General features: G+C 53.3%; 18 protein-coding genes and 1 pseudogene. 17 read left to right on the top strand and 2 right to left on the bottom strand.

Annotated features, from left to right (window positions below; translation table 11 throughout):
- Positions 1 to 99 precede the first annotated feature (99 nt).
- From trxB to bshB1, 3 genes are all read left to right on the top strand, one after another.
- Complete coding sequence (gene trxB / locus G7064_RS01700; RefSeq protein ID WP_166072185.1) at positions 100 to 1,047, top strand: thioredoxin-disulfide reductase; 948 nt, start codon at positions 100 to 102, stop codon at positions 1,045 to 1,047.
- Between the two features lie 207 nt (positions 1,048 to 1,254).
- A complete protein-coding gene (locus tag G7064_RS01705; protein WP_240935658.1) occupies positions 1,255 to 2,361 on the top strand; it encodes a M23 family metallopeptidase in 1,107 nt (368 codons plus the stop codon).
- Positions 2,362 to 2,477: 116 nt separating this feature from the next.
- Positions 2,478 to 3,197 carry a bacillithiol biosynthesis deacetylase BshB1 gene (gene bshB1 / locus G7064_RS01710; RefSeq protein ID WP_133272901.1) on the top strand — a complete coding sequence of 240 codons (720 nt, stop codon included), beginning with the start codon at positions 2,478 to 2,480 and terminating at the stop codon, positions 3,195 to 3,197.
- Positions 3,198 to 3,294: 97 nt separating this feature from the next.
- Here the strand turns inward: bshB1 and accC are convergent, their stop codons facing one another.
- Positions 3,295 to 4,806 (bottom strand): acetyl-CoA carboxylase biotin carboxylase subunit, encoded by a 1,512-nt coding sequence (gene accC, locus G7064_RS01715; protein WP_166072186.1) that lies wholly within the window; start codon positions 4,804 to 4,806, stop codon positions 3,295 to 3,297.
- 299 nt (positions 4,807 to 5,105) lie between these two features.
- Between accC and G7064_RS01720 the strand changes: the two genes are divergently transcribed.
- From G7064_RS01720 to G7064_RS01730, 3 genes and pseudogenes are all read left to right on the top strand, one after another.
- Entirely contained in the window at positions 5,106 to 6,350 is a 1,245-nt protein-coding gene (locus tag G7064_RS01720) for an aminotransferase class I/II-fold pyridoxal phosphate-dependent enzyme (RefSeq protein WP_133272899.1), read from the top strand.
- A 248-nt stretch (positions 6,351 to 6,598) separates the two neighbouring features.
- A pseudogene (locus G7064_RS01725) lies at positions 6,599 to 6,769 on the top strand (histone H1); the annotation flags it as partial.
- 545 nt (positions 6,770 to 7,314) lie between these two features.
- Positions 7,315 to 8,211, top strand: a complete 897-nt coding sequence (locus G7064_RS01730; RefSeq protein WP_133272896.1) for a prohibitin family protein — start codon at positions 7,315 to 7,317, stop codon at positions 8,209 to 8,211.
- Between the two features lie 114 nt (positions 8,212 to 8,325).
- Here the strand turns inward: G7064_RS01730 and tyrS are convergent, their stop codons facing one another.
- The gene (gene tyrS, locus G7064_RS01735) at positions 8,326 to 9,639 is read right to left on the bottom strand and encodes a tyrosine--tRNA ligase (protein WP_133272895.1); all 1,314 of its coding nucleotides are present in this window, start codon (positions 9,637 to 9,639) and stop codon (positions 8,326 to 8,328) included.
- 164 nt (positions 9,640 to 9,803) lie between these two features.
- Between tyrS and holA the strand changes: the two genes are divergently transcribed.
- The 11 genes from holA (at position 9,804) to G7064_RS01785 (ending at position 22,503) form a co-directional block, all read left to right on the top strand.
- The gene (holA, locus tag G7064_RS01740) at positions 9,804 to 10,856 is read left to right on the top strand and encodes a DNA polymerase III subunit delta (protein ID WP_166072188.1); all 1,053 of its coding nucleotides are present in this window, start codon (positions 9,804 to 9,806) and stop codon (positions 10,854 to 10,856) included.
- A gap of 136 nt (positions 10,857 to 10,992) precedes the next feature.
- Positions 10,993 to 11,427: a response regulator gene (locus G7064_RS01745; protein WP_133272894.1), complete on the top strand. Its 435-nt coding sequence runs from the start codon at positions 10,993 to 10,995 to the stop codon at positions 11,425 to 11,427.
- A gap of 99 nt (positions 11,428 to 11,526) precedes the next feature.
- Positions 11,527 to 12,225, top strand: coding sequence for a hypothetical protein (locus G7064_RS01750; protein WP_166072189.1), 699 nt, complete (start codon positions 11,527 to 11,529; stop codon positions 12,223 to 12,225).
- A gap of 241 nt (positions 12,226 to 12,466) precedes the next feature.
- Positions 12,467 to 15,679, top strand: a complete 3,213-nt coding sequence (locus G7064_RS01755) for a tetratricopeptide repeat protein (protein WP_166072190.1) — start codon at positions 12,467 to 12,469, stop codon at positions 15,677 to 15,679.
- A gap of 96 nt (positions 15,680 to 15,775) precedes the next feature.
- Entirely contained in the window at positions 15,776 to 17,473 is a 1,698-nt protein-coding gene (locus G7064_RS01760) for a hypothetical protein (RefSeq protein ID WP_166072191.1), read from the top strand.
- A 119-nt stretch (positions 17,474 to 17,592) separates the two neighbouring features.
- Positions 17,593 to 18,843 (top strand): SPOR domain-containing protein, encoded by a 1,251-nt coding sequence (locus G7064_RS01765; protein WP_166072192.1) that lies wholly within the window; start codon positions 17,593 to 17,595, stop codon positions 18,841 to 18,843.
- Position 18,844: 1 nt separating this feature from the next.
- Positions 18,845 to 19,546: a MotA/TolQ/ExbB proton channel family protein gene (locus tag G7064_RS01770; RefSeq protein WP_166072193.1), complete on the top strand. Its 702-nt coding sequence runs from the start codon at positions 18,845 to 18,847 to the stop codon at positions 19,544 to 19,546.
- Positions 19,547 to 19,639: 93 nt separating this feature from the next.
- Positions 19,640 to 20,053 (top strand): ExbD/TolR family protein, encoded by a 414-nt coding sequence (locus tag G7064_RS01775; protein WP_133272889.1) that lies wholly within the window; start codon positions 19,640 to 19,642, stop codon positions 20,051 to 20,053.
- Between the two features lie 56 nt (positions 20,054 to 20,109).
- Complete coding sequence (locus G7064_RS01780) at positions 20,110 to 21,063, top strand: hypothetical protein (RefSeq protein WP_166072194.1); 954 nt, start codon at positions 20,110 to 20,112, stop codon at positions 21,061 to 21,063.
- A gap of 133 nt (positions 21,064 to 21,196) precedes the next feature.
- Positions 21,197 to 21,544, top strand: coding sequence for a hypothetical protein (locus G7064_RS22890; RefSeq protein WP_317172799.1), 348 nt, complete (start codon positions 21,197 to 21,199; stop codon positions 21,542 to 21,544).
- Positions 21,511 to 22,503 carry a bifunctional folylpolyglutamate synthase/dihydrofolate synthase gene (locus G7064_RS01785; RefSeq protein WP_317172800.1) on the top strand — a complete coding sequence of 331 codons (993 nt, stop codon included), beginning with the start codon at positions 21,511 to 21,513 and terminating at the stop codon, positions 22,501 to 22,503. Before G7064_RS22890 ends, G7064_RS01785 begins: the two co-directional genes overlap by 34 nt.
- Positions 22,504 to 22,584 lie beyond the last annotated feature (81 nt).

A 22,584-nucleotide genomic window follows, 5' to 3' on the forward strand; every position in this document is an offset into this window, starting at 1 on the left:
AACTGGGGGGCTTTTTTGCTACTATTGCTTCGGCGTTTGAAGAAAAACTCACCGCCAGCGCCACACTCACTTTTTATTGCATCTCCGCTTTCACCAGAAATGGAAAATACTAATTCAGAGCACATCAAGTGTTTGATTATAGGTTCGGGACCAGCTGGCTATACAGCAGCTATTTATGCTGCCCGTGCTAACATGCAGCCCGTCATGTATCAAGGTTTACAGCCTGGCGGACAGCTTACAATTACGAATGATGTCGAGAACTTTCCTGGTTATCCGGATGGGGTGATGGGGCCAGCAATGATGGAAGACTTGAAGAATCAAGCGTCGCGCTTTGGCACTGATGTTCGATATGGTCTGGCCACGGCAGTAGACTTTTCGGGTCATCCACATCGGGTAACCATTGACGAGCATAAGACCATTACTGCCGATACCGTGATCATAGCTACTGGCGCCTCTGCGAAGTGGCTAGGCTTAGAGTCGGAAGCACGGCTAAATGGCTCGGGTGTGTCTGCTTGCGCTGTCTGCGATGGTTTCTTTTATCGTGGTAAGGAAGTGGCTATCGTGGGTGCTGGCGACACGGCGGCTGAGGAAGCTACTTATCTAGCAAATCTGTGCTCGAAAGTGTACATGATTGTGCGAAAGGGGGAAATGCGCGCCTCGAAAATTATGCAGAAGCGGGTAATCGATAACCCCAAAATTGAGGTGTTGTGGAATACCGTAACCGACGAAATTCTGGGTGAGCATGCCGTAGAGGCCGTGCGCGTTAAGAATACGCTAACGCATGAAACGCGTGAAATCCCGGTTGAGGGATTCTTTGTGGCTATTGGGCATGAGCCCAACTCGAAAATTTTTCAACCCTTCTTGCACCACGATGAGCAAGGGTACTTGAAAACGATTCCTGGCTCATCCAAAACTAACGTTGACGGCGTGTTTGCCTGCGGCGATGTGCAAGACTATACCTATCGGCAGGCTGTAACAGCGGCTGGCACAGGATGTATGGCTGCGTTGGACGCTGAGCGCTATTTAGCTGCTTTAGGCGAGCATTAATTGATTATTTACCTTACCGAGCTGTCGAGCCAAGCAAATCATTTTGTTTTGCTTGGCTCGACAGCTTGTTAATTTTTCTGCACGCTCTCCCTTTAAGCTACACACTAGCCACTACGCATTCACGTTTGGTTGCTTAACTTGCTATCTTGAAAATTGCCCCCTAGGGGGTGAGGAACGCCTCAACGTCATTCGCTTTTGTTGAATTTTTTGAAATATGGGCTACTGCCCCTGTTGATAATTGGGTTGCTGCTTGCGTGGCCCAACTCAGCCCAGGCCCAACGCCGAAAAGCCCCCCAGCCAAAAGCTAAAGGTGGCTCAGCGGGCCAGCGGAAGGATTTCTTCCGCATGAAATCACCCACGATCCGCTACGTGCGGCCAGATACGACCGTACTCATCAAGACGGAAGATCTGCCTGATGATAATTCGGAAGCAGCCAAATCTATCTTCTTTAATCCTGCTAAAAAGCTGTCGATGGTCAGTGAGGATACTACCTCACTGAACGAAGGCGAGCAGCACATCGTGGAAGTGTCTGATGAGGTTCGCATCGACAGCTCATGGGTGAAAGTAGCTGGCTATTACGCCATCTGGGATACGCGCAACATCAACCCATATCAAGTAGACGGTCGTCGGTTGCGTGACACGCTAACGCTGAAACTGGTGGATGCGCCACGAAAGCGCTATGCCAAAATGCCTCTTGAAACGACACCTACAACCTCTGATTTTGGGTTTCGTGGGAGCCGCTGGCACTACGGCGTTGACTTGGATCTGAATACCGGCGATACTGTGCGCGCAGCCTTCGATGGGGTAGTACGGATCTCGAAATGGGATGGAAGCGGCTACGGTAACTATCTGTTGGTGCGTCATTACAATGGCATTGAAACCTTGTATGGCCACTTAAGCAAATCACTCGTTACGACGGGTACTTTTGTAAAGGCTGGGCAGGTTATCGGCCTGGGGGGTAATACGGGACGTAGTACAGGCTCGCACCTCCACTACGAGGTGCGCTACGAAGGCAATCCTATTGACCCCGAGCGGATGTATGACTTTCCGGATTACAAGCTGCGCCAAGATAATTTTCAAATAACGTCGGCTTTATTCAACTACTATAGCCGGGCCATACAGAGCCGTTCTCGGTCTAGCTCCACAAGTAGCAGCAAGCCAACGGCAGCACGGCGCATCGTGACGCACAAGATTAGAAGTGGCGACACGCTGTCGGAAATAGCCGATAAATATGGCGTATCAGTTAGTCAAATTAAACGGCTGAACGGCGGCACATCAACCTTGCGTATCGGTCGTACGTTGCGTATTAAATAGGCTGCCTATTTAAATTCTTCAGTGGCTTAGCCGGTAAAGCGCTGGTTGTTTTGCTAAGTAGCAAACGACTTGCATTTACCGGCTAAGTCATTTGACGTTTTAACCATCCATCGAACATGAAATTAGATATTCTGGCCATCGCCGCCCACCCCGACGATGCAGAAATGTCCTGTGCCGGCACCTTATTAGCCGCCGCGGCCCAAGGCAAGAAGATAGGAATTGTAGACTTAACGCGAGGAGAGCTAGGTACGCGTGGGACGCCTGAAATACGGGCCGCAGAGGCGGCGGCGGCTTCAAAGATTATGGGTTTGCACGCGCGCGCAAATCTAGGCTTGGCGGATGGCTTTTTTTATAATGATCGGGAACACCAATTGCCAATCATTGCTGCCGTGCGCCGCTATCAACCCGATATTGTACTGCTGAACGCTATCCACGACCGCCACCCCGACCACGGTCGGGGTTCCCAATTAGCCTCCGAATCGTGTTTTCTGTCAGGGCTGAAAATGATAGAAACATTGGACGAAAACGGTGAGCCCCAAGCAGCCTGGCGACCGCGCCTCGTGTATCACTACATCCAGGACCGGCAGATTGCCCCCGATTTTGTGGTCGATATATCGGACTTCTGGGACAAGAAATGGGAGGCAATTCAGGCGTTTAAAAGTCAGTTTTTCGATGCCAATAGTACCGAACCCGTTACTTACTTGTCTACGCCTGCTTTTTCTAAGTTTATGGAAGCGCGCGCGCGTGAGTTCGGCCATTTGATAGGAGTGGAGTTCGGAGAAGGCTTCACCCGCGAGCGGACACTGGGCGTGCGACAGTTATCAGATTTGGTATAACGCGGCTGGGACTTCGATTCTCTTACCCTTCATAAGCACAACAAAAAGGCCCAGCCTATTCGGCCGGGCCTTTTTGTTGTGCTTAACTCCATTTCTATTATCGCACTCCCAACCGGTTCCGTTTCCACCCCGAACCCGTTCCTGAAGCTTCCGTTGCGGCAGTAGCTGATGGCGCTTTCTTCTGGGTGAGCAGCATAGCGCCGAGTACGGCGGCTAACTTGGTGATTTCCGCTTCGTCATCTGTTTTGAGGGACAAATCGGCGGGCGTGAAATGGTCGCGGATAAAATTTGTGTCAAAATTGCCCCCCACGAAGGCTGGGTGCTGAAGTACATAGCGGCCAAACGAAAGCGTGGTTTCGATGCCCGTAATCTGGTACTCGTCGATAGCGCGGAGCATGCGGGCAATAGCTTCCGCACGGTCTTTACCAAAGGTGACGAGCTTGGCAATCATGGGGTCGTAATAGATTGGAATGTCCATGCCCTGCTCAAAGCCGTCGTCGACCCGCACACCGGGGCCCTGGGGACGCACATAGGTGGTGAGCGTACCAATGTCGGGCAGAAAGTTGTTAGCTGGGTCTTCGGCGTACACACGGAGTTCGAGGGCGTGGCCGGTGATCGTTAGATCGGCCTGTTGGAAGGGGAGAGGCTCGCCCTGTGCCACCCGAATCTGTTCTTTTACGAGGTCAAGCCCAGTAATTTGCTCCGTCACAGGGTGCTCTACTTGGAGGCGAGTATTCATCTCCAGAAAATAGAAATTATGGTTCTCGTCGAGCAGAAATTCTACTGTGCCTGCCCCAGTGTAGTTGCAGGCACGAGCTACATCAACGGCCGCGCGGCCCATTCTTTCGCGTAGCTCGGGCGTAAGCACTGAGGATGGTGCTTCCTCGATTACCTTTTGGTGGCGACGCTGAATGCTGCATTCGCGCTCAAACAGGTGCACAATATTGCCGTGCTCGTCACCCAGCACCTGAATTTCAATGTGGCGGGGCGAGCCGATATACTTCTCAATGAAGACGGCACCATCGCCAAAGGCACTGGTAGCCTCCGATACGGCCAACTGCATCTGCTCCTCAAACTCATTCTCGGCATTCACGATGCGCATGCCCTTGCCGCCACCACCAGCGGATGCTTTAATAAGAATAGGGAAGCCAACTTGACGAGCTACTACTTTAGCCGCTTCCACATCCGTGATGGCCTCCTCGGTACCGGGCACCATCGGGATGTTGAAATTGGCCACGGCGGCTTTGGCCGCCAGCTTAGAGCCCATCAGTTCCATGGCTTCCGGTGAGGGACCTACGAAGATTAGGCCCGCCTCTTTCACCTTTCGAGCAAAGGCGGCATTCTCGCTTAGAAAGCCGTAGCCAGGGTGAATGGCATCTACGCCAAGCTGGTGGCACACTTCCAAAATCTTGTCGCCGCGCAGGTAGCTCTCGCTCGATTGGGGGCCACCCACGCACACTGCCTCATCGGCATAGCGCACGTGCAGGGACTGGCGGTCGGCTTCACTATAGATTGCTACGGTCTGGATGCCCATCTCGCGGGCCGAGCGCAATACGCGGAGTGCGATTTCGCCCCGGTTGGCGACCAGTAGTTTTTTGATTTGCTTCATGAAGTGGGGTGGGATTTGGCTCGTAATAGTAAGGGGCTGCCAGCTTAGACGGACAATAAAGTCAGTTTTTTGTGCTATACTGGAAACTGACAAGGCAGGATTTACCGCTAACTTAGCCCAAAGAAACACCATTCTGTCGGCTCGGGGAAATGCTGGGGGGCATTTTTGTGCTGCTCTAGCCAAGTAGAAAGCCGCGTCTTTGGCAGTTACCTCCGTGAATTGCCATAACTTTGCACAAACCCGGTGGTTGTGCCCAGTATGCTACTGCCGTATTCGTTTCACATTTAATTTATTCCTCCGTGGATCTTTTCGAGAAGATTGCTTCCAACCGCGGCCCATTGGGCAGCCACTCGCATTACGCGCACGGCTACTTTACCTTTCCCAAGCTAGAAGGCGAAATCAAGCCCCGCATGATTTTCCGCGGGAAGGAAGTGCTCACCTGGAGCCTCAATAACTACCTAGGCCTTGCCAATCACCCGGAGGTGCGCCGAGTAGATGGCGAATCGGCCGTTGAGTGGGGCATGGGCACGCCCATGGGTGCTCGTATTATGAGTGGCAACTCCAACCTGCATGAGCAGCTGGAGGCTGAACTGGCCGACTTCGTGAAGAAGCCCGATGCATTGCTGCTCAACTTTGGTTATCAAGGCATCGTGTCTATCATCGACGCCGTGGTGAACCGCCACGATGTGATTGTGTACGACGCCGAGTCGCATGCCTGCATCATTGATGGAGTACGACTGCACCAGGGCAAGCGCTTTGTGTATCCGCACAATGATATGGAAAGCTTGGAGAAGCAGCTACAGCGGGCTACCCGCATGGTGGGCGAAACCGGCGGCGGTATTCTCGTAATTACGGAGGGCGTGTTCGGCATGTCGGGTAACCAGGGCAACCTGCGCGAAGTGGTTGCGCTGAAGGAGAAATACCAGTTCCGGTTGCTCGTTGACGATGCGCACGGATTCGGCACAATGGGCGCTACAGGCGCTGGAGCGGGTGAAGAACAGGGCGTTCAGGACGGCATTGATCTTTATTTTTCAACGTTTGCGAAGAGCATGGCGAGCATCGGAGCCTTCGTAGCGGGCCCTGAGAGCGTAATTGAATATTTGCGATACAATATGCGTAGCCAGATTTTCGCCAAATCGCTGCCTATGCCGCTTGTAGTGGGTGCAATGAAGCGTTTGGAGCTCCTGCGCACCCAGCCGGAGCTGAAAGAAAATCTCTGGACCGTAGTGAGAGCTTTGCAGAGTGGTTTGCGCGAAAAGGGCTTCAATATCGGTACTACCCAGTCGCCAGTGACTCCTGTGTTTCTGAGCGGTGAGATACCCGATGCAACCCAAATAACCTTCGATTTACGCGAAAATCACGGTATTTTCTGTTCTATCGTAGTTTATCCGGTGGTTCCAAAGGGCGTAATTATGCTCCGCCTGATCCCAACGGCTGTGCATACGCTGGAAGACGTGCGCCAGACCATTACAGCCTTTGAAGCGGTAGCGGAAAAGCTCAATAAGGGCCTATATTCCAAGACAACTGCATCGGTGCAAGCCTAGTCATTTTAGCAAATAAGAGAATAATAAACGCCGACAGCCTTAAGGGTTGTCGGCGTTATTTTTTGTATTATATTGATGTGAGCTCGTCTGTATTTGGGGTTTGGTTTGGGTGTATGAGGGGTAAAAATCGCCTTGGTAAGCGTTGGGGGGCGTTTTAGAAAAAAAATAGAAATATTGCTTGTATTTGAAATCCCTGTATATTAGGGCCAGTCAACAACAACCTTTCTTCCCCCATAAACCCATTTCCAATGAACAATTTTAGCAAGCTCAAGGACCTAGTAATGTCACTCGAGGGTGACTTCGACAAGTTTTACGACAAGCAGAACTCGGCCGCCGGTACCCGCGTGCGCAAAGGCATGCAGGAGTTGAAGAACATGGCCCAAGAGATTCGCACGGAAGTGCAGAACATGAAGAACACTGGTGGTGAGGCAGCCAAAGCCGCTCCAGCTGCTAAGAAAGCCGCTCCAGCTGCCACCAAGAAAGCTGCTCCAGCAAAGAAGAAGTAATTCAGCGTATTCGGACTCTTCGGATTCCGGATATGCTAGTGCTTAAAAGCCCCCCAGATGATCTCTGGGGGGCTTTTTTAGTTACTTCAAAAGTTTGAATGGATTGTCAGGTGGGAGGATTTGTGACGAATGTGTATGTCTGTTCCCTAGCATTAGGTGGTGTATACAACAGTTTAGATATTGCGGCATTATCTAATGGCTTAAGCTACCTGATATGCCTACTAAACACACGTTGCCTCTGTGGATCGGTGCTTGGCTCCTGTTCTACGGCGGTGTGCTACCTTACACGGTGCCCTTGTTTCTTGACTGGCTTAGCCGCCCTTCCGACTGGTGGTTGGGTTGGGGAGTCATAGGGCTTTCGGTGCTGGCTATAAGCGTAGCTTTCTCGGTTTATCAGGCCGCACGGGCCCTTGTCCGCTTCTTATCGCATTCATCTTCTACTCCACCATCTTCCTTTAATGACCGATCTTCTACAAAATTCTAACCGCCGCTGGCTTAAGCCTGTCGTTTTTGGCAGCTTATTATTAGTAGCGACCATTGCGGGCTGCAGCTTGATCAAAGTAGAGCGCATCGACGCCGGCAATGTGGGTATTAAAGTAAATCTTGCGGGCTCCTCCCGTGGCGTTGACGATATCACATACACGACGGGATGGGTATTTTATACGCCGTTGAGCACCGCCGTGTACGAGTTTCCGGTGTATACCCAACACAAGGAATACGAAGAGTTTGAAGTGCAGAGTAAGGACGGCTCGGGCTTTGGCGTGGCGCCCAGCCTCAACTATTTTATCCAGTCGGATAAGGTGGATGATATCTTCCGGCAGTATCGGAGGCCATTGCCTGATATTGAGGACGGTTTTTTGAAAACAGCAGTGTACGAGGCCTACCGCGTCGCTACCAACCGCTACACCGCCGACAGCCTCATCAGCAACCGGGGCAGCTACGAGGCGCAAGTGAAGGCTAACCTCGTAAGTCAGCTCCAGACTATGGGCTTCACCGTGCAGCAAATTACTACCAAGTTGGAGCCACCAGCTAGCCTGAAAGCCGCTATTGATGCTAAGAATACAGCAGTGCAAACGGGTCTGCAAACGGAGAACCGAATTCGGCAGGCGGAAGCGCAGGCACGCATCAATATTGCGGAGGCTGAAGGCCGGGCCAAATCAATTCGCATTGCGGCTGACGCCCAAGCTTATGCCAACGAAAAGCAGCAACAGTCACTCACGCCCCTGTTGGTACAAATGCGCTGGATTGAGGCCTGGGAAAAGGGTGGAAGCGCCGTACCGGCCTATACTTCGGGTAGCGGTGGCAGCGGTAGCCAGTTCCTACTGCAACTGCCTGCTGGAACAGCAGGTAAATAATTTGTATTACTTAATATGTAACAAAGCCCCCAGATGATTACTGGGGGGCTTTTTTGTGCTGGTAGAAATAGTTCTTCGGTCTACATACGAAGCAAACCTGAGTAGATCACTGTCCTAGACCAAAGCAATGAGGAAGTAGTTCTTCTTGCCTTTCTGGGCCACCAGATACTTATTCTGCAACAAAGGAAGCTCCGATACAGATTGATCAGCAGCGGCTACTTTCTGCCGGTTTAGACTCACGCCGCCACCTTGAATCATCTTTTTAACCTCGCTTTTGGAAGGAAAGATTTGATACTGCGTGGCTTCACTGAGCAAATCGGCGACTAGTAGGCTGCTGGCTTGCTCACGCGACACCTCCAGGCGAGGTACGCCGGCGAATACGTCGAGCAGCGTAGCTTCGTCGAGGCGCTGCAAGTCTTCCAGTTCACCTTTGCCGAAGAGGATTTCGGAGGCAGCAACGGCGGCCTCGTAGGCCTCAAGGGAATGCACGCGGATGGTTACATCTTTGGCCAATGCTTTCTGCAGAATGCGCTGGTGCGGGGCCGGAGCATGCTGGGTTTCCAGCTCCAGAATTTCGGCCTCGCTGAGCAAGGTGAATACCCGAATAAGGCGGCTGGTGTCGGCGTCGGCAGCATTGAGCCAGAACTGGTAGAACTGGTAGGGCGACGTCATCTGCGGGGAAAGCCAAACGTTGCCGCCTTCCGACTTGCCAAACTTAGTGCCATCGGCCTTGGTGACCAATGGGCAGGTTAGCGCGAATGCCTTGCCACCGTCAAGGCGACGGATAAGCTCAGTGCCGGTGGTGATGTTGCCCCACTGGTCGGAGCCGCCCATCTGCAGGGTGCAGTTCAGGGTTTTATACAGATGACTAAAGTCGTAGCCCTGCAACAGTTGATAGCTGAACTCAGTGTAGGAAAGGCCATCGGCGCGCTGCTCGCCTTCGGCCTCTGGAGTGCCTAGGCGGCGCTTCACTGAGTCTTTGGCCATCATGTAGTTCACGGTGATGTGCTTGCCTACATCGCGCAGGAATTGCAGGAAGCCAATCTCCTTAAACCAGTCGTAATTATTGACCACCACGGCTCCGGTGGGGCTGTCATTAAACTCCAGGAATTTTTCCAACTGCGCCCGAATTCCAGCCTGGTTGCCCCGCAGCGTGTCTTCGTTCAACAGGTTGCGCTCTGCCGACTTACCCGATGGGTCGCCAATCATGCCGGTGGCGCCGCCTACCAGCGCTACCGGTCGGTGCCCGGCGCGCTGCAAATGCACCAGCAGCATAATGGTGGCCAGGTTGCCAATGTGCAAGGAAGCCGCCGTGGGATCAAAGCCAATATAGCCGCTGATGGGCTGATTTTCGGCTAGGTGCTCAGCGGTGCCGGGCATGGTATCGTGCAGCATTCCGCGCCAGCGGAGTTCGTCGAGTAAGTTCAAAGCAAGAAAAAATTTTGTCTGTTATAATGTCAAATGATGGCAGTTTGCCAACATTCAACCATTTCTGAGGCAAAGGTAAGCGGTGGGGCGCGTCGTAGCTTTACCTTTGCCGGGCTTAGAAGTAAAAGTGTTTAAGCAAAAGTTAAACCCGACATTTTACCGAAGTGCCCAACTTCAGCCCCGACGAGATCTTAAAGCAGCTCCAGCAGCGGCAGTTTGCGCCCATTTATTTCCTGCAAGGGGAGGAGCCCTATTACATTGATCTGATTGCCGACATCATCGAGAAAAGCGTGATGCCGGAGCATGAGCGCGGCTTCAACCAAGTGGTGCTCTATGGCAAAGATGTGGACACGGCCACTATTCTGGGGCAGGCGCGGCGCTTTCCGATGATGGCAGAGCGCTCGGTGGTCATTGTGAAGGAAGCGCAGTCGGTAGCCGACTTGGAGCGGGAGAGCAGCTATCCGTTTTTTGAGGCTTACCTAAAAAATCCGCTGGCCAGCACGGTCCTCGTATTTTGCTACAAGCATAAAACCCTGGACGGTCGTAAGGCGCTGGCCAAAGCGATGACCAAGCACGCGGCGGTGCTGACTAGCAAAAAGCTCTACGATAACCAAGTTGCGCCCTGGCTCACAAGCTACGTGCGCAGCAAACAGCAGCAAATTGCCCCCCAGGCCGTGGCGATGCTCAGTGAATACATCGGGCCCGACTTGGGGCGGCTGACCAATGAAATCGACAAGCTTTTGCTCAATGTGAAGCCCGGCCAGGCCATCGACGAAGACTTGGTACAGCGCCTTGTGGGCATCAGCAAAGACTACAACATCTTCGAGTTGCAGCGGGCTCTGGTGCAGCGCGATGTGCTGAAGGCCAACCGAATTCTGCATTACTTCGAGGCGAATCCGAAAGCCAATCCAATTATTCCAAACCTGACACTGCTGTTTGGCTTTTTTACCAAACTGCTCGTGCTGCACAAGATCGGTACTCCCTCCGACGCCGACTTTAAAAAGCTGGGTATGGTCAACAGTTTTCAGCAGAAAGATGCGCAACTGGCAATGCGCAATTACAGCTTTCAGCGCACGCGCGACATCATTCATCTGCTGCGCCGCGCCGATGCGCAGAGCAAGGGTATCGAGTCGGGCTCGATGACGGAAGGAGAGATTTTGCGCGAGCTAGTATTTCTGATGCTACACCCTGTCCCGCTGAGTGCCATAGTAGGCTAAAGGCATAAGGGTTATATTGTTAGATAGTAACGAATCTGCTGTTCAGTTTAAACCTTAGATTTGCCCCCTTAAGGAGTCACTTTCAAGGGAAACAACAATCCTTAATTTATCCCAACATCTATAATTAGGTATTTGCGTGGAGAAGCTACCGTGTATCCTTTTAGTGGACGATGACCCCGTTAACAACTTTCTCAATCAGCGGCTTCTGGAAGATTTAGCCATTGCCGATCAGCTAATGGTGGCGCTTAATGGGCAGGAGGCATTTGCTCTACTGGAGCAGCACTGCCCTGATGCTGCCTGTCCGGCCCTGATTCTGCTGGATGTGAATATGCCCGTGATGAACGGCTTCGAGTTTTTGTTTTCCTACCAGCAACTGCCCCTGGAGCGAAAAGAGGCCATTGTTATCATTATGCTGACTACTTCTGTGAATTCTCAGGATGTGGAACGAGGACAGCAGCTCCATGTAGCGGACTTTCTGACTAAACCGCTGACCAAAGAGAAAGTGAGGGATATGCTCAGCAAACACTTTGGGTGGCAGTTGACGGAGGGCGAAACGAAGCACCGCAGCTAAACAATTGGCTTGTGGATTGCCATAGTAGACTTTCTTGCCTTTTGCATGTAACGGCTGCAGCAAAGGCAGACATTCTATTATCTGTTTACTACTTGGATTGTGACTCGTAACTCACTTTTTGGCTTGCTTGGGATTACTCTGCTTACCTTTTTAGGGGCCTTCATGCTGGGAAGATGGACGCGGCCCGCTCCGACTCAGGGTACACGTAGGGTAAATACCGCTGCGGGAGCCTACGCGGCGGAGCTGTCGGAGGCAAGTGAGAGAGAAGCGGGCCGACTGCTGGCAGCCATGCGCACGGAAGCCTACGAGGAGGAGGAGAGCGACGAAGAACAGGCACTCAACGCGCCAACGCCCGCGAAAAAGCTAGGCGCTACCCTTAATTCTCGTTCAAACAAGCTAAATAATAAGTTACCGCTCGCATCTGCTGCGTCGGCTAACCTACCTGATACAATGCAGCAAGTTGCCGCGTCGGTGGGAGCAGCGAATACGCCCCCTGATTCAGCTTTGGCTACGGAAAGTATTACGCCCAAAACGGTTGTAGCTAAAGACGTTGTAGCCATGGAGGAACGCCAGAACTATGCTGCCCAGCTACCGAACGTTCTACTACAAAAAGGGGTGGAGGCCAAGGTTAGCGTGGTAGGAGAGCAGGCCGACGTCATTATTATGTCGTCGCCATCCTTTGATGCTCAGAGCAAGGATTCGGTCATAAAGCAGGTGTGTATCGACCTCAAAGCCTTAGGCTTTAAACGCGTGCACGTCACCGACGGGAAAGACTATACTATGCATTTTGGCTTGTAAAAAAGCCCCCAGCGGGCTTAGAAGCCCTACTACTTAGTGCTAACTTGAGACATGTCTTCTTGAGTCGCGATAAGTCGGGCCACGCTGCTGGGCAGTAGCCACCGCGCCGACATCTATACCAAAAAAGCCCCCCAGCGCGTTGCCAAGGTGCGAGAATGCCTTTTCTGTGCAACCTCCACCACTTTTTCGCTACTTTTGGCCACTCCCGGGCCCGCAGCGCCCTTTCTTGTAACGCCCCGCAATGAAGTTATTTCCCCGCTTGGCGCTGGCCGCCACGCTTAGCACGGCGGCCCCACTGGTGGCCGCAGCCCAGCAAACCCAGGTTTTTGCCGCCGACGAGCGCTATTTCCAGGAAGGCCTTGAACTCTTCGACCGTGGCAAGTATGGCGCCGCGCAGCAGTCTTTTCAGCGCTACCTCGACCTTACGCAACGTCGGACCGGTGAACAGCGCGACCGCACCACCGACGCCGAATACTACTATGCCGTCTCGGGGCTCTACCTATTTCACCCCGACGCCGAAGACCGGATTCTAGCGTTTGCAGCCAACAATCCGGCTCACCCAAAGGCCGCTGAGGCATTTTTTCAGCTCGGCAAGTTTTACTTCGACAAGAAGAACTACGCCAAGGCTGCAGAGTATATGCAGCGCGTCGGGCCCGATAACCTGACGCTGGAGCAGCGCGAAGAATCGGAGTTTAAGCTGGCCTATAGCTACTTCGCCCAGAAGGAATTTGATAAGGCGCGTTTGCTGTTCGACCGTACCAAGCAAGGTAGCTCGGAGTATCGCTACGCCAGCAGCTACTATGCGGGCTATCTAGCCTTCCGGGCGGGCGACTTTGCCGGCGCCCGCCGCGATTTGGCGGTTGCGGAGGAGAGCGACGGCTACCGCCTCGTGGTGCCGGCCGTCATGACCCAGATTTATTACAAAGAGGGTGATTTTGATGGTCTGATTGCCTATGGCTCGAAGGCAGTGGCCCAAACCCCGCCGCCCCAGGGCGCGGATGAGATTCAGTTGCTCGTGGGCGATGCTTACTACCAGAAAAGCGACTTTCAGAGTGCAGCGGAGTACTTTAACCGCTACGCCGCCGGCCGCAAGAAGATGGACCCGACAGTGCAGTACAAAATTGGGTACGCCAATTATAAAATGGGCGACTTCAAAGGTGCTGTAAATAGCCTGAAAGGAGTGGCTGCCCGCAAGGATTCATTGGGCCAGAATGCGGCCTATCATATGGGCCTGAGCTACCTACAGCTTAAGCAGAATCAGCCTGCCCTGAATGCTTTCGATGCGGCCCGCAATGCCACCTTCGACCGCAATATCACGGAGAATGCGATCATTAAATATGCGCAGATAAACTATCAGTTGGGGAATGGCCGGGAGGTAATTACTTCCCTAAAGGATTTCAACAAGAAGTTTCCGGGCTCCAAGAATGCGGCCGCCGCTGATGACATTTTGAGTGAGAGTTTTCTCAACTCATCTGATTACGCCCAGGCTATCACTTACCTCGAAGGGCTTGATAACCGTAGCAGCCGTTTGAACGCGACTTATCAGCGCGTGACGTACCTGCAAGCCGCCACGCTGTATAATAACAGTAAGTTCAATGAGGCCCTGCCCTTGCTGGATAAGTCGCTCAAATATCCTCAGGACGATGCGCTGCGTGCTGCGGCCCAGGTTTTGCGCGGTGAGATTTATAGTATCGGACAAAAATATCCGGAAGCTATCCAAAGCTACACGGCTGCCGCTCGCACAGCGCGTTCCGGTAGCGCAGCCGATACCGACTTCGATCAGAAAGCCCGCTATGGTTTGGGCTATGCTTATTATAACACGAAGCAGTATGATCGGGCGCGGCCGCAGTTTCAGGCTTATCTGAAGGATGCCGAAACGCGCCAGCCCGCCAACGACCCCAACTATTACGACGTAACCCTGCGCTTGGCCGACACTTACTATGTGGCTAAAGACTACAAGCAAGCCCTGACCGGCTACGACAAGGTAATTGCTTCAAATGCGCCTGACAAGGACTATGCATATTACCAGAAGAGCGTAACGCTCGGTCTGCTCGGTCGGCAGTCGGAGGCTACTAACACGCTAAATACGCTACTCAAAACTGCCCCCCAGTCGCGCTACGCCGATAATGCCGTATTTCAGCAAGCTCAATTTGAGTTCGAAGCGGGTAATTTTCAGCCAGCCGTTGATGGATTTTCGCGCCTGATTCGGGCCCGGCCAAATAGCGCCCTGATTCCGCAGGCGTTGCAGAAGCGAGGCGTAGCCTATGCCAACCTCGGCCAGCACGACAAGGCGGTAGCCGACTTCCGTCAGGTGTTGGAACGGTATCCGCGCACCAAGTCGGCCACAAATGCGCTGTCGGGCTTGCAGGAAAGCTTAGCTGCTTTGGGCAAGACCGAAGAATTTGATCAGGCGCTAGGGCAATACAAGCAGCAGAACCCACAGAGTGGGGCTACAGAAAGCGTAGAGTTTGAAGCTGCCAAGTCGCTGTATACTGCTGAGAAATACGCTCAGGCTATTCCGAGACTGGAATCTTACCTAAAGCAGTATCCTAATACAGCGTTGGCCGCTGATGGCCGTTACTTCCTCAGTGATTCGTATCTGAAAACCGGCAAGCAAGCCGAGGGCCTTGCTGGGTTAAAGAATGTGGTAACCGAAGGCAAAAGCGAGTTTGTGAACCGGGCCGCGGGCCGCATCGCTGACTTGGAGTTTGCCAATAAGAATTACCCAGAGGCTATCAAGTACTACACGCGCCTGCGGGAGGTGTCGCAGAACAAGCGGGAGGTCGCCGACGCTGGCATCGGGCTCATGCGGAGCTACTACGAGAGCGGCGACTATGAAGGCACCCGCCGGGTTGCTCAAGATCTGCGGGCGTTGGGTAGCGCTTCCTTAAACGCGACCAATGCGGCGCTGCTTTATCTGGGCAAAGCCAGCTACAAAGCCGGCAATCTCGATCAAGCCATTCCCGAGCTAACGACTGCCGCCAGTACAGCCACAGATGAAAACGGAGCTGAGGCGCAGTACCTGTTGGCCCAAGTATTATTCGACCAGAAGAAATACCCAGAGGCGTTGGATGCTGCATACAAAACCAATGCTTCTAAATACGAAATATGGCAGGGCAGAGGCTTCCTGCTGATCGCCGACATCTACGCGTTGCAGGGCGATAATTTTCAGGCGCGTGCTACGCTGAATTCCATCATCGACAACAAATTCCCGGTGCCGGAAATCATTGAAGGCGCTAAGCAGCGACTGGCTAGTTTGCCTGCCGATGGAGGAACACCTGCGCCCGCTACTAGCTCTCCCAAGCCTGCAACAACCCCGCCTGCGGGCACCAAAACAACGCCCGCCAAGCTAGCTTCGCCCGCTGCTCGCCGGGCTGCTGCGCGCCAATCTTTGCAGCCAACTCAGACTCAGCCAACTGACTCTACAACTTCTCCAGTTTCTGTGGAAGAGTAGAGGTGACCTTTTATTGCTGAAAATAAACAATTGATTTACAACTGGTTGTATAAGCTAACCTTAATCTAAGCTTATATCTGACCCAACTCTGTTGCTATGACGCTTAGTTCGCCTTATACCCTGGCTCTGGCCACATTGCTAGCCGTGGCCGCGCCCCGTTTCTCGTGGGCGCAGCAGCGGCCGGGGGGCAAAATTGAAGATGCTGAAATTGAAATTGTGAAGGAGCGCGTGAACGAATTGCCTGAGGCGACGCGCAACTTTGATAAGATTAAAGTAGAGGCGCCAACTCCGCAGGCTCAAGCCGTGCAGTACACCTATCCCGACTTCCGGCTGCCCGCCGACCGGCTTAACCCATCGGTGCGCGTGCTCACCATCAAGCAGGAAGAATTAGCTCCCCAGACCGGCAATTACCTGAAAGGAGCGCTGGGCAACTACGGGACCATCTACGGCAAAGCTTACCTGCACAACACGCGTAGTGAGGCGGCTTCCTATGGCCTCGACTTCAGCCACATTTCTTCCTCGCGCGGCCCCGTTGACCGCAAGAACTCCAGCCTCAGCCAAACCAGCCTAGGCCTGAATGGCGAAACATATAGTGGTACGGCCGCGCTAGGCGCGAAGATTGATTTGGGTCGGGAACGGTATAATTTTTACGGCTACAACCGGGAGACCCAGAATTTGCCCCCCGATGTCGATGACATCAAACAAGTGTTCACGCGCGCTGCAGCCAAGGTGTATGCCCGCAACCGCGCTACGGATGCGGCTCTCCAGTATGACCTGGGTGTAGGCTTTAATTATTGGAAAGACCGGTTTGCCGCTAGCGAAAGCAACTTTAATGTTGCCCTTCGTTCGGGGTATGCGCTAGGTGAAAAAGGGCGTATTGCTTTGAATGGTGATGTTTCCTTTATTTCTCATAAAGACGCGATAGGCACTACTAGTCGGCCGTTTGTGCAGGTTACACCAGCTTTTGAAGCTGACCTGAACCGGCTGGCCGTATCGGTGGGTGCTACGCTCGGCTACACCGGCGATACCATCGGGACGGCTTCGCAATTCAATGTGTACCCAGCAATTCGCTTGGGTTACACCGTAGCCGAAGATAAGTTCGTGGTGTTTGGCGGCTTGGGTGGGGCGTTGCAGCGCGTAACCATGTACGACCTGACTACCGAAAACCCTTGGCTGGCTCCCAACCAGCGCGTGGCGGATACGCACCGTGGCCCCACTATTTATGGCGGCTTCACGGCGACCCCCGCTCGCGGTCTGTCGGTGAGTGCAAAAGTTACGGCGGCTAACGACCGCAACTTGTATTTCTACGCTAATAGCCCCACCGATACTTCCCGCTTTGATTTGGTCTACGACCGCAAATCAACTCAATTGCTCAACGTGCACGGGGAAGTGATTTATAATGCCGCTGAGCAGTTTCGGTTGGGAGTTAAGGCTGATTACAACGGGTATAACACGAAGACCTTGGCCGAAGCCTTTCACCGTCCAGCTTTTCAGTCAGTACTGTTTGGGACCTACAACGTAGGCGATAAGCTCCTGTTAGGGGCAGAGTTATATACCTATAGCTCTAGTTTCGGAGTAGGATATAAGCCCGGCGGGATTGCTGATGACTTGGTGCAAGTGGTGCGCCCTACAGACACGGTGGTGGATTTGAACCTGCGTGGTGATTATCGTTTCTCGGAAAATCTGTCAATCTTTGCTTTAGGCAACAATCTGCTGGGCCGCAAGTATGAGCGTTTCCTGAACTACCCGGTGAAGGGCATCAACGTACTGGCGGGCGTGACCTATGACTTTTGATTTTTTACTGCGCTGATGTACATGAATGGAATAGGATATTCCGGAGCTTACCTGCAGAGCGTAAGGCGTTAACGGCAGCAAGCGCAGTAAAGATTAACGCACCACAAACACAACCGACTTTGCCGATCTCCAACCATATTCTCAGCTTACTTCGGGACCACGATTGCGTGATTATTCCCGGTTTCGGCGGACTTATCGCCGATTATGCGCCGGCTCGGATTCACCCGGTGCGCCATACTCTCACTCCACCAACCAAGACTGTCGCCTTCAATGGCGCTCTTACCCGCAACGATGGGTTGCTAGTGGATGCGCTGAGTCATGCACTACGCGTGCCTGCTTCGGAAGCCCGTCAGATGGTGCGCAACGCAGTGGCTAATCTGCAGGCGGAGCTGGACAGTGCGCAGCGCACTGAACTGCCTGGGATTGGAGTGTTTCGCCGCGCTGTTGGGAGAGGGTTGGAGTTTGAGTACACAGGCACGCAAAATCTGCTTTCAGCCAGCTACGGTTTGCCTGAATTGGTATCGCGGCCGGTGCGGGCAACGGATGCGTTGCTCGCTCGCGAGCGGCAGCCTACCGCGCCTCAGCTCACGGTTGCGGGTCGCTCGCGCCGGGCAGCTCGGGTGTTTAACGTAGCCGCCGCTACCGTTCTCACCGGCTTAATGCTGTCGGCTGGGTATCTGTTTGCGCTGCGTTTGGGTCATTTGCCCGACAGCGTACGGGCCGTGCCAGCTTCGTGGGTAGCGCAGGAGCAAAAAATGCCCCCCAACGCTACTAAATCACAATCCAGAGCCACACAGCAAGCTACGTTGGCTAATCATGGTTGGAGTGAAGAGTTCGTGCCCGATGGCGCGGCCGATGCTACCGATGCGGTTGCACTAAACACAACCGAAGGAGCGGAGTGGGATAAAGCAAAGTCGACAGCCTCACCTGCTGTAACTACAGATACGGCAGGAAAATCCGTAGTAGAGACTGTTGCAAAGCCATTAACCCCAACAAAGCCAACGGAGGTAGCCAAACCGATTGCCTCCTCGGTACCAGCTGCTACCCCAGCGCCAGTAGCCAAAGCTACCACAACGGCGACACCTGCTACAGCCGCTTTAACGCCTACAATTAAAACCCGAACAGGTCGTTTCTATGTGGTAGCTGGTAGCTTTGACACTCCTCGGAGCGTGGAGAAAGCCCGCGCCGCTTTGGCCCGCAAAAACCGTCCAGCACAGATATTGTGGCCAGTTCGTCCGACGCGTGCGTCTGCTGGCAGCCGTTTTTACCGCCTCACTGTAGGTGAATTTGCTGATCGTGCTTCGGCCGACCGCAGCCTCTCTCAATTACGCAAACAATACGGCTCAGCACTCTGGGTTCTTAAGTACTAAAATGACATCGTTGCTCCTGCAAATTACCACCACTGCTCCCCTCGATACTGCGGCTGTTGCCGCTAATGCTGCGGCCAATGCAGCAGCTCCCGAGCTTTCCCTGATTGATTTGGTGTTGCAAGGTGGATGGGTGATGATTCCCATTTTCATTCTTTTCTCGATCTCGATTTTCATCATTCTGGAGCGCTACATCACTATTCGTAAAGCCACCAGCAACCCCGACTCGTTCATGGGGGGCATTCGGGGGCTGATGGTGAAAGGTGATTTGCAGGGGGCCAAAATGCTTTGCGCTCAAAATGCTTCTCCTTTAGCCCGCATGATTGAGAAGGGTATTCGCCGCATTGGCTTGCCCCTGAAAGACATCGAAACCAGCGTCGAGAATGTCGGCAAAATCGAGATTGCCCGTTTAGAGAAGAACATCAGCATCTTGGGTATCATTGCTGGTATTGCGCCTATGCTTGGTTTCGTGGGTACCATTATTGGTGTAATCAAGATTTTCTACGCCATCAGCACCACCGGCGACTTCGGTATCGCCCAAATTTCGGGCGGTTTGTACACCAAGATGGTTACTTCAGCAGCCGGTCTTATCGTCGGTATTATTGCCCACGTCGGTTACCACTGGCTCAGCATCATGGTCGAGCGTCTGGTTTTTCGTATGGAAAACTCGGCCATCGAGTTTATGGATATCCTGCAGGATAATTAATTTTTGAGTTGCCACTTAATGAAGTCTTAAGCCTTTTTGGGCTCGCTTTTAAAGCCAGATTCTTCATCAAGGCAACTTATTTAGCTAACAAAAATGGATTTAAGCCGCCGCCGCAAGCTTTCTTCGCACGTCGAGACCAGCTCGATGAACGACATCATGTTCTTCCTGATGCTGTTCTTCCTAATTGTGAGCACCATGGTTAATCCCAACGTGATCAAGCTGCTCCTGCCTAATGCCCGCTCCGGTAAGGCTGTCATGAAGGAGACCATTAACATCTCAGTTGATGCCGCCGGGCAATACTTCCTGGACCGTCAGCCCGTAACCTCTACCGATTTAGAATCGGCTCTTAGCAAGCGCATTGCTGGCCTTGATCAGCCTACTGTTGTTCTGCGCGTTGATGCATCGTTGAACGTGCAGAAGCTGGTCGACATTCTCGAAATTGGCAACCGGCTGAAGGTGAAAATGGTGATGGCCACGCAGGCACAGCAAAGTGCAGCACGCGGGTAGGAACGCGCCATTCGTGGTTTGCGTTGAACAACTCGATACTTAATTATAGATAACTCATGGCACTCGATTACCGCGAACATCACCGCCGAGAGGCGCTAGTCGGGACGGTGATCGTTCATGTCTTGTTGTTGCTACTGTTCATATTTACCGTTTTCAAAGGGCCAGATCCGCCCTTAACGGAAATGGGCGGTGGCGGCGTAGAGCTTAACTATGGCGTAGATGAAGCCGGGTATGGCGATATTCAAACCCTGGCTCAGGCCAATAACTCACGCAATACCGAAGACAGCCGCCCGCCCGCCCGCAACCCTGATCCGCAGCCTGTGCCACAGCCCGCACGGGCCGCGGCACCCACGCCGCCTGATGCTGCCGAGGAGAAAATCGTGACTAGCGATGCGGAGGAAAGTCCTGTGAAAATTCCACCAGTAGAGCGCCCTTCGCCACCTAAGCCGGTTGTGCGCGAAACACCACCCGTGGAAAAGCCAGAGCCGGTGAAGGAAGTTGTGCGCGAAGCACCTCCGGCGCCCAAGCCCCGCACCTTGTACACACCCAAAGGCAGCGATGATGGCGGCGGAAACGGTTCTGCTGGTACCAGCAACACGCCTACTGGCAATAATAATGGTGATCGGCCCGGCGCTACCGGCGACCAAGGTAATCCGAAAGGCAGCCTCGATGCCCGCGCTCTTTATGGTACGCCCGGCAGTGGCGGCGGTGATGGTGGCGGCTCAGGTGGCGGTAGCGGCTCCGGCGATGGCTTTGGCAATGGTGGTTGGGCTTTTGCCAATAAGCCGCAGCCGCCTCTCGTCGATAATCAGGGTGGTTACCTGCGGTTCAAAATTACCATTGATGGGGAAGGCGAGATTATATCCGTCGGTAAAGTAGCCGGCACTATGTCGGCCGCTCAAGTGCAGGCCTGCATCAAAACGATTCGCGAGCAGTTCTCCTTCCGCAAAACGCGCCCTGATCCGGGCGGGGGCGTAGGGTATATCACCTTCCGTTTCCGCTTAGAATAAGTCGCCATCTTCTTTGTTTACTTAGCCGCCGGTCGGATTTATCCGGCCGGCGGCTTTCTTTTGCGCTCAGATCAGTGCTCGTCAATCATACAAATAAGCTTGGCGGCTGCACCCACCTATTCATTCTGCCCTTATGAATTACGCTGAAACGCTAGCTTACCTCTATGAACAACTGCCCATGTTTCAGCGGGTAGGAACCGCGGGCTACAAAGAAGGGCTAGGGAATACGGAAGTGCTGGCTGAGGCCCTTGGGCACCCGGAGCGGCGCTTTCGCAGCGTGCATGTGGCCGGCACCAACGGGAAGGGAAGTAGCTCACATATGCTTGCTGCGGTATTGCAGGCGGCGGGTTACAAAGTAGGCTTATATACTTCACCGCATTTGCGCGAGTTTACGGAGCGCATCAAAATTAACGGCCAGGAATTGCCCCCGACTATCTGGTGGCGTTCGTGGAGCAATGGCGTCCGCTGTTTGAGGAGGTAAAGCCTTCTTTTTTCGAGATGTGTGTGGCACTGGCTTTCCAGTATTTTGCTGAAGAGAAAGTGGATATCGCCATTGTGGAAGTGGGCTTGGGCGGACGACTGGATTCCACCAACATTATCACGCCGCTGGTTTCGCTTATTACCAACATCAGCTTCGATCATCAGGCTTTGCTGGGGAATACGCTGCCGCTTATTGCTGCTGAGAAAGCTGGAATAATCAAACCGGGTGTGCCCGTTTTTATCAGTCAAACGCAGGCGGAAGTGGCTGCCGTTTTCGCGGAAAAAGCACAGCGATTGGGCGTACCACTAACGTTTGCCGACCAGCATTATCAGGCTTCTAAAATTGCCCCCCAGCCAGCAGATACTGAAACACAGCGCTTTCGTGTGAAGCTAGATGATGCTCCAGTATTTGATGAGATTGAGGTGGGTTTGCTAGGTGAATATCAGCGGTTTAATTTACCTGGTGTCTTAGCTGTTTTAGCCGATTTACAACGCCAGGGATTCCAAATTCCTGAGGCAGCTGTGCGCCAGGGGCTGCGTGAAGTGAGTCAGCTTACGGGCCTACGGGGCAGGTGGAGCATCATTGGGCGCCATCCGCTGGTGGTGTGTGATACGGGGCATAATGAGGCTGGTCTGCGCCTCGTAACTGCCCAGTTGGCTCAGCTTAGGTATCGCCAGTTGCACATCGTGTTGGGCGTCGTTAATGATAAGGACGTGACCAAAATGCTCGCAATTTTGCCCCCCACAGCCATCTATTACTTTTGCCAAGCTAGTATTCCACGAGCATTACCCGCTGCTGAACTGGCTGAACGGGCCGCAAGTGTAGGACTACATGGCGCTGTATATGGTCCTGTGCAGGCAGCAGTACAGGCGGCCCGCGCCGCTGCTGCGCCCGACGATGTGGTTTTTATTGGTGGCAGTACCTTTGTGGTTGCCGAGGTAGAAGAGTTGTACCAATAGGAGCGAGGGCTGCGCGTGCGTATCTATTATTTGCTTCGCAACCGATCTGCATGACGGCTAATTCCGCAAGACGATCCAATA

The organism is Hymenobacter sp. HDW8 (genome assembly GCF_011305775.1).
Taxonomy (GTDB): Bacteria; Bacteroidota; Bacteroidia; order Cytophagales; family Hymenobacteraceae; genus Hymenobacter; species Hymenobacter radiodurans.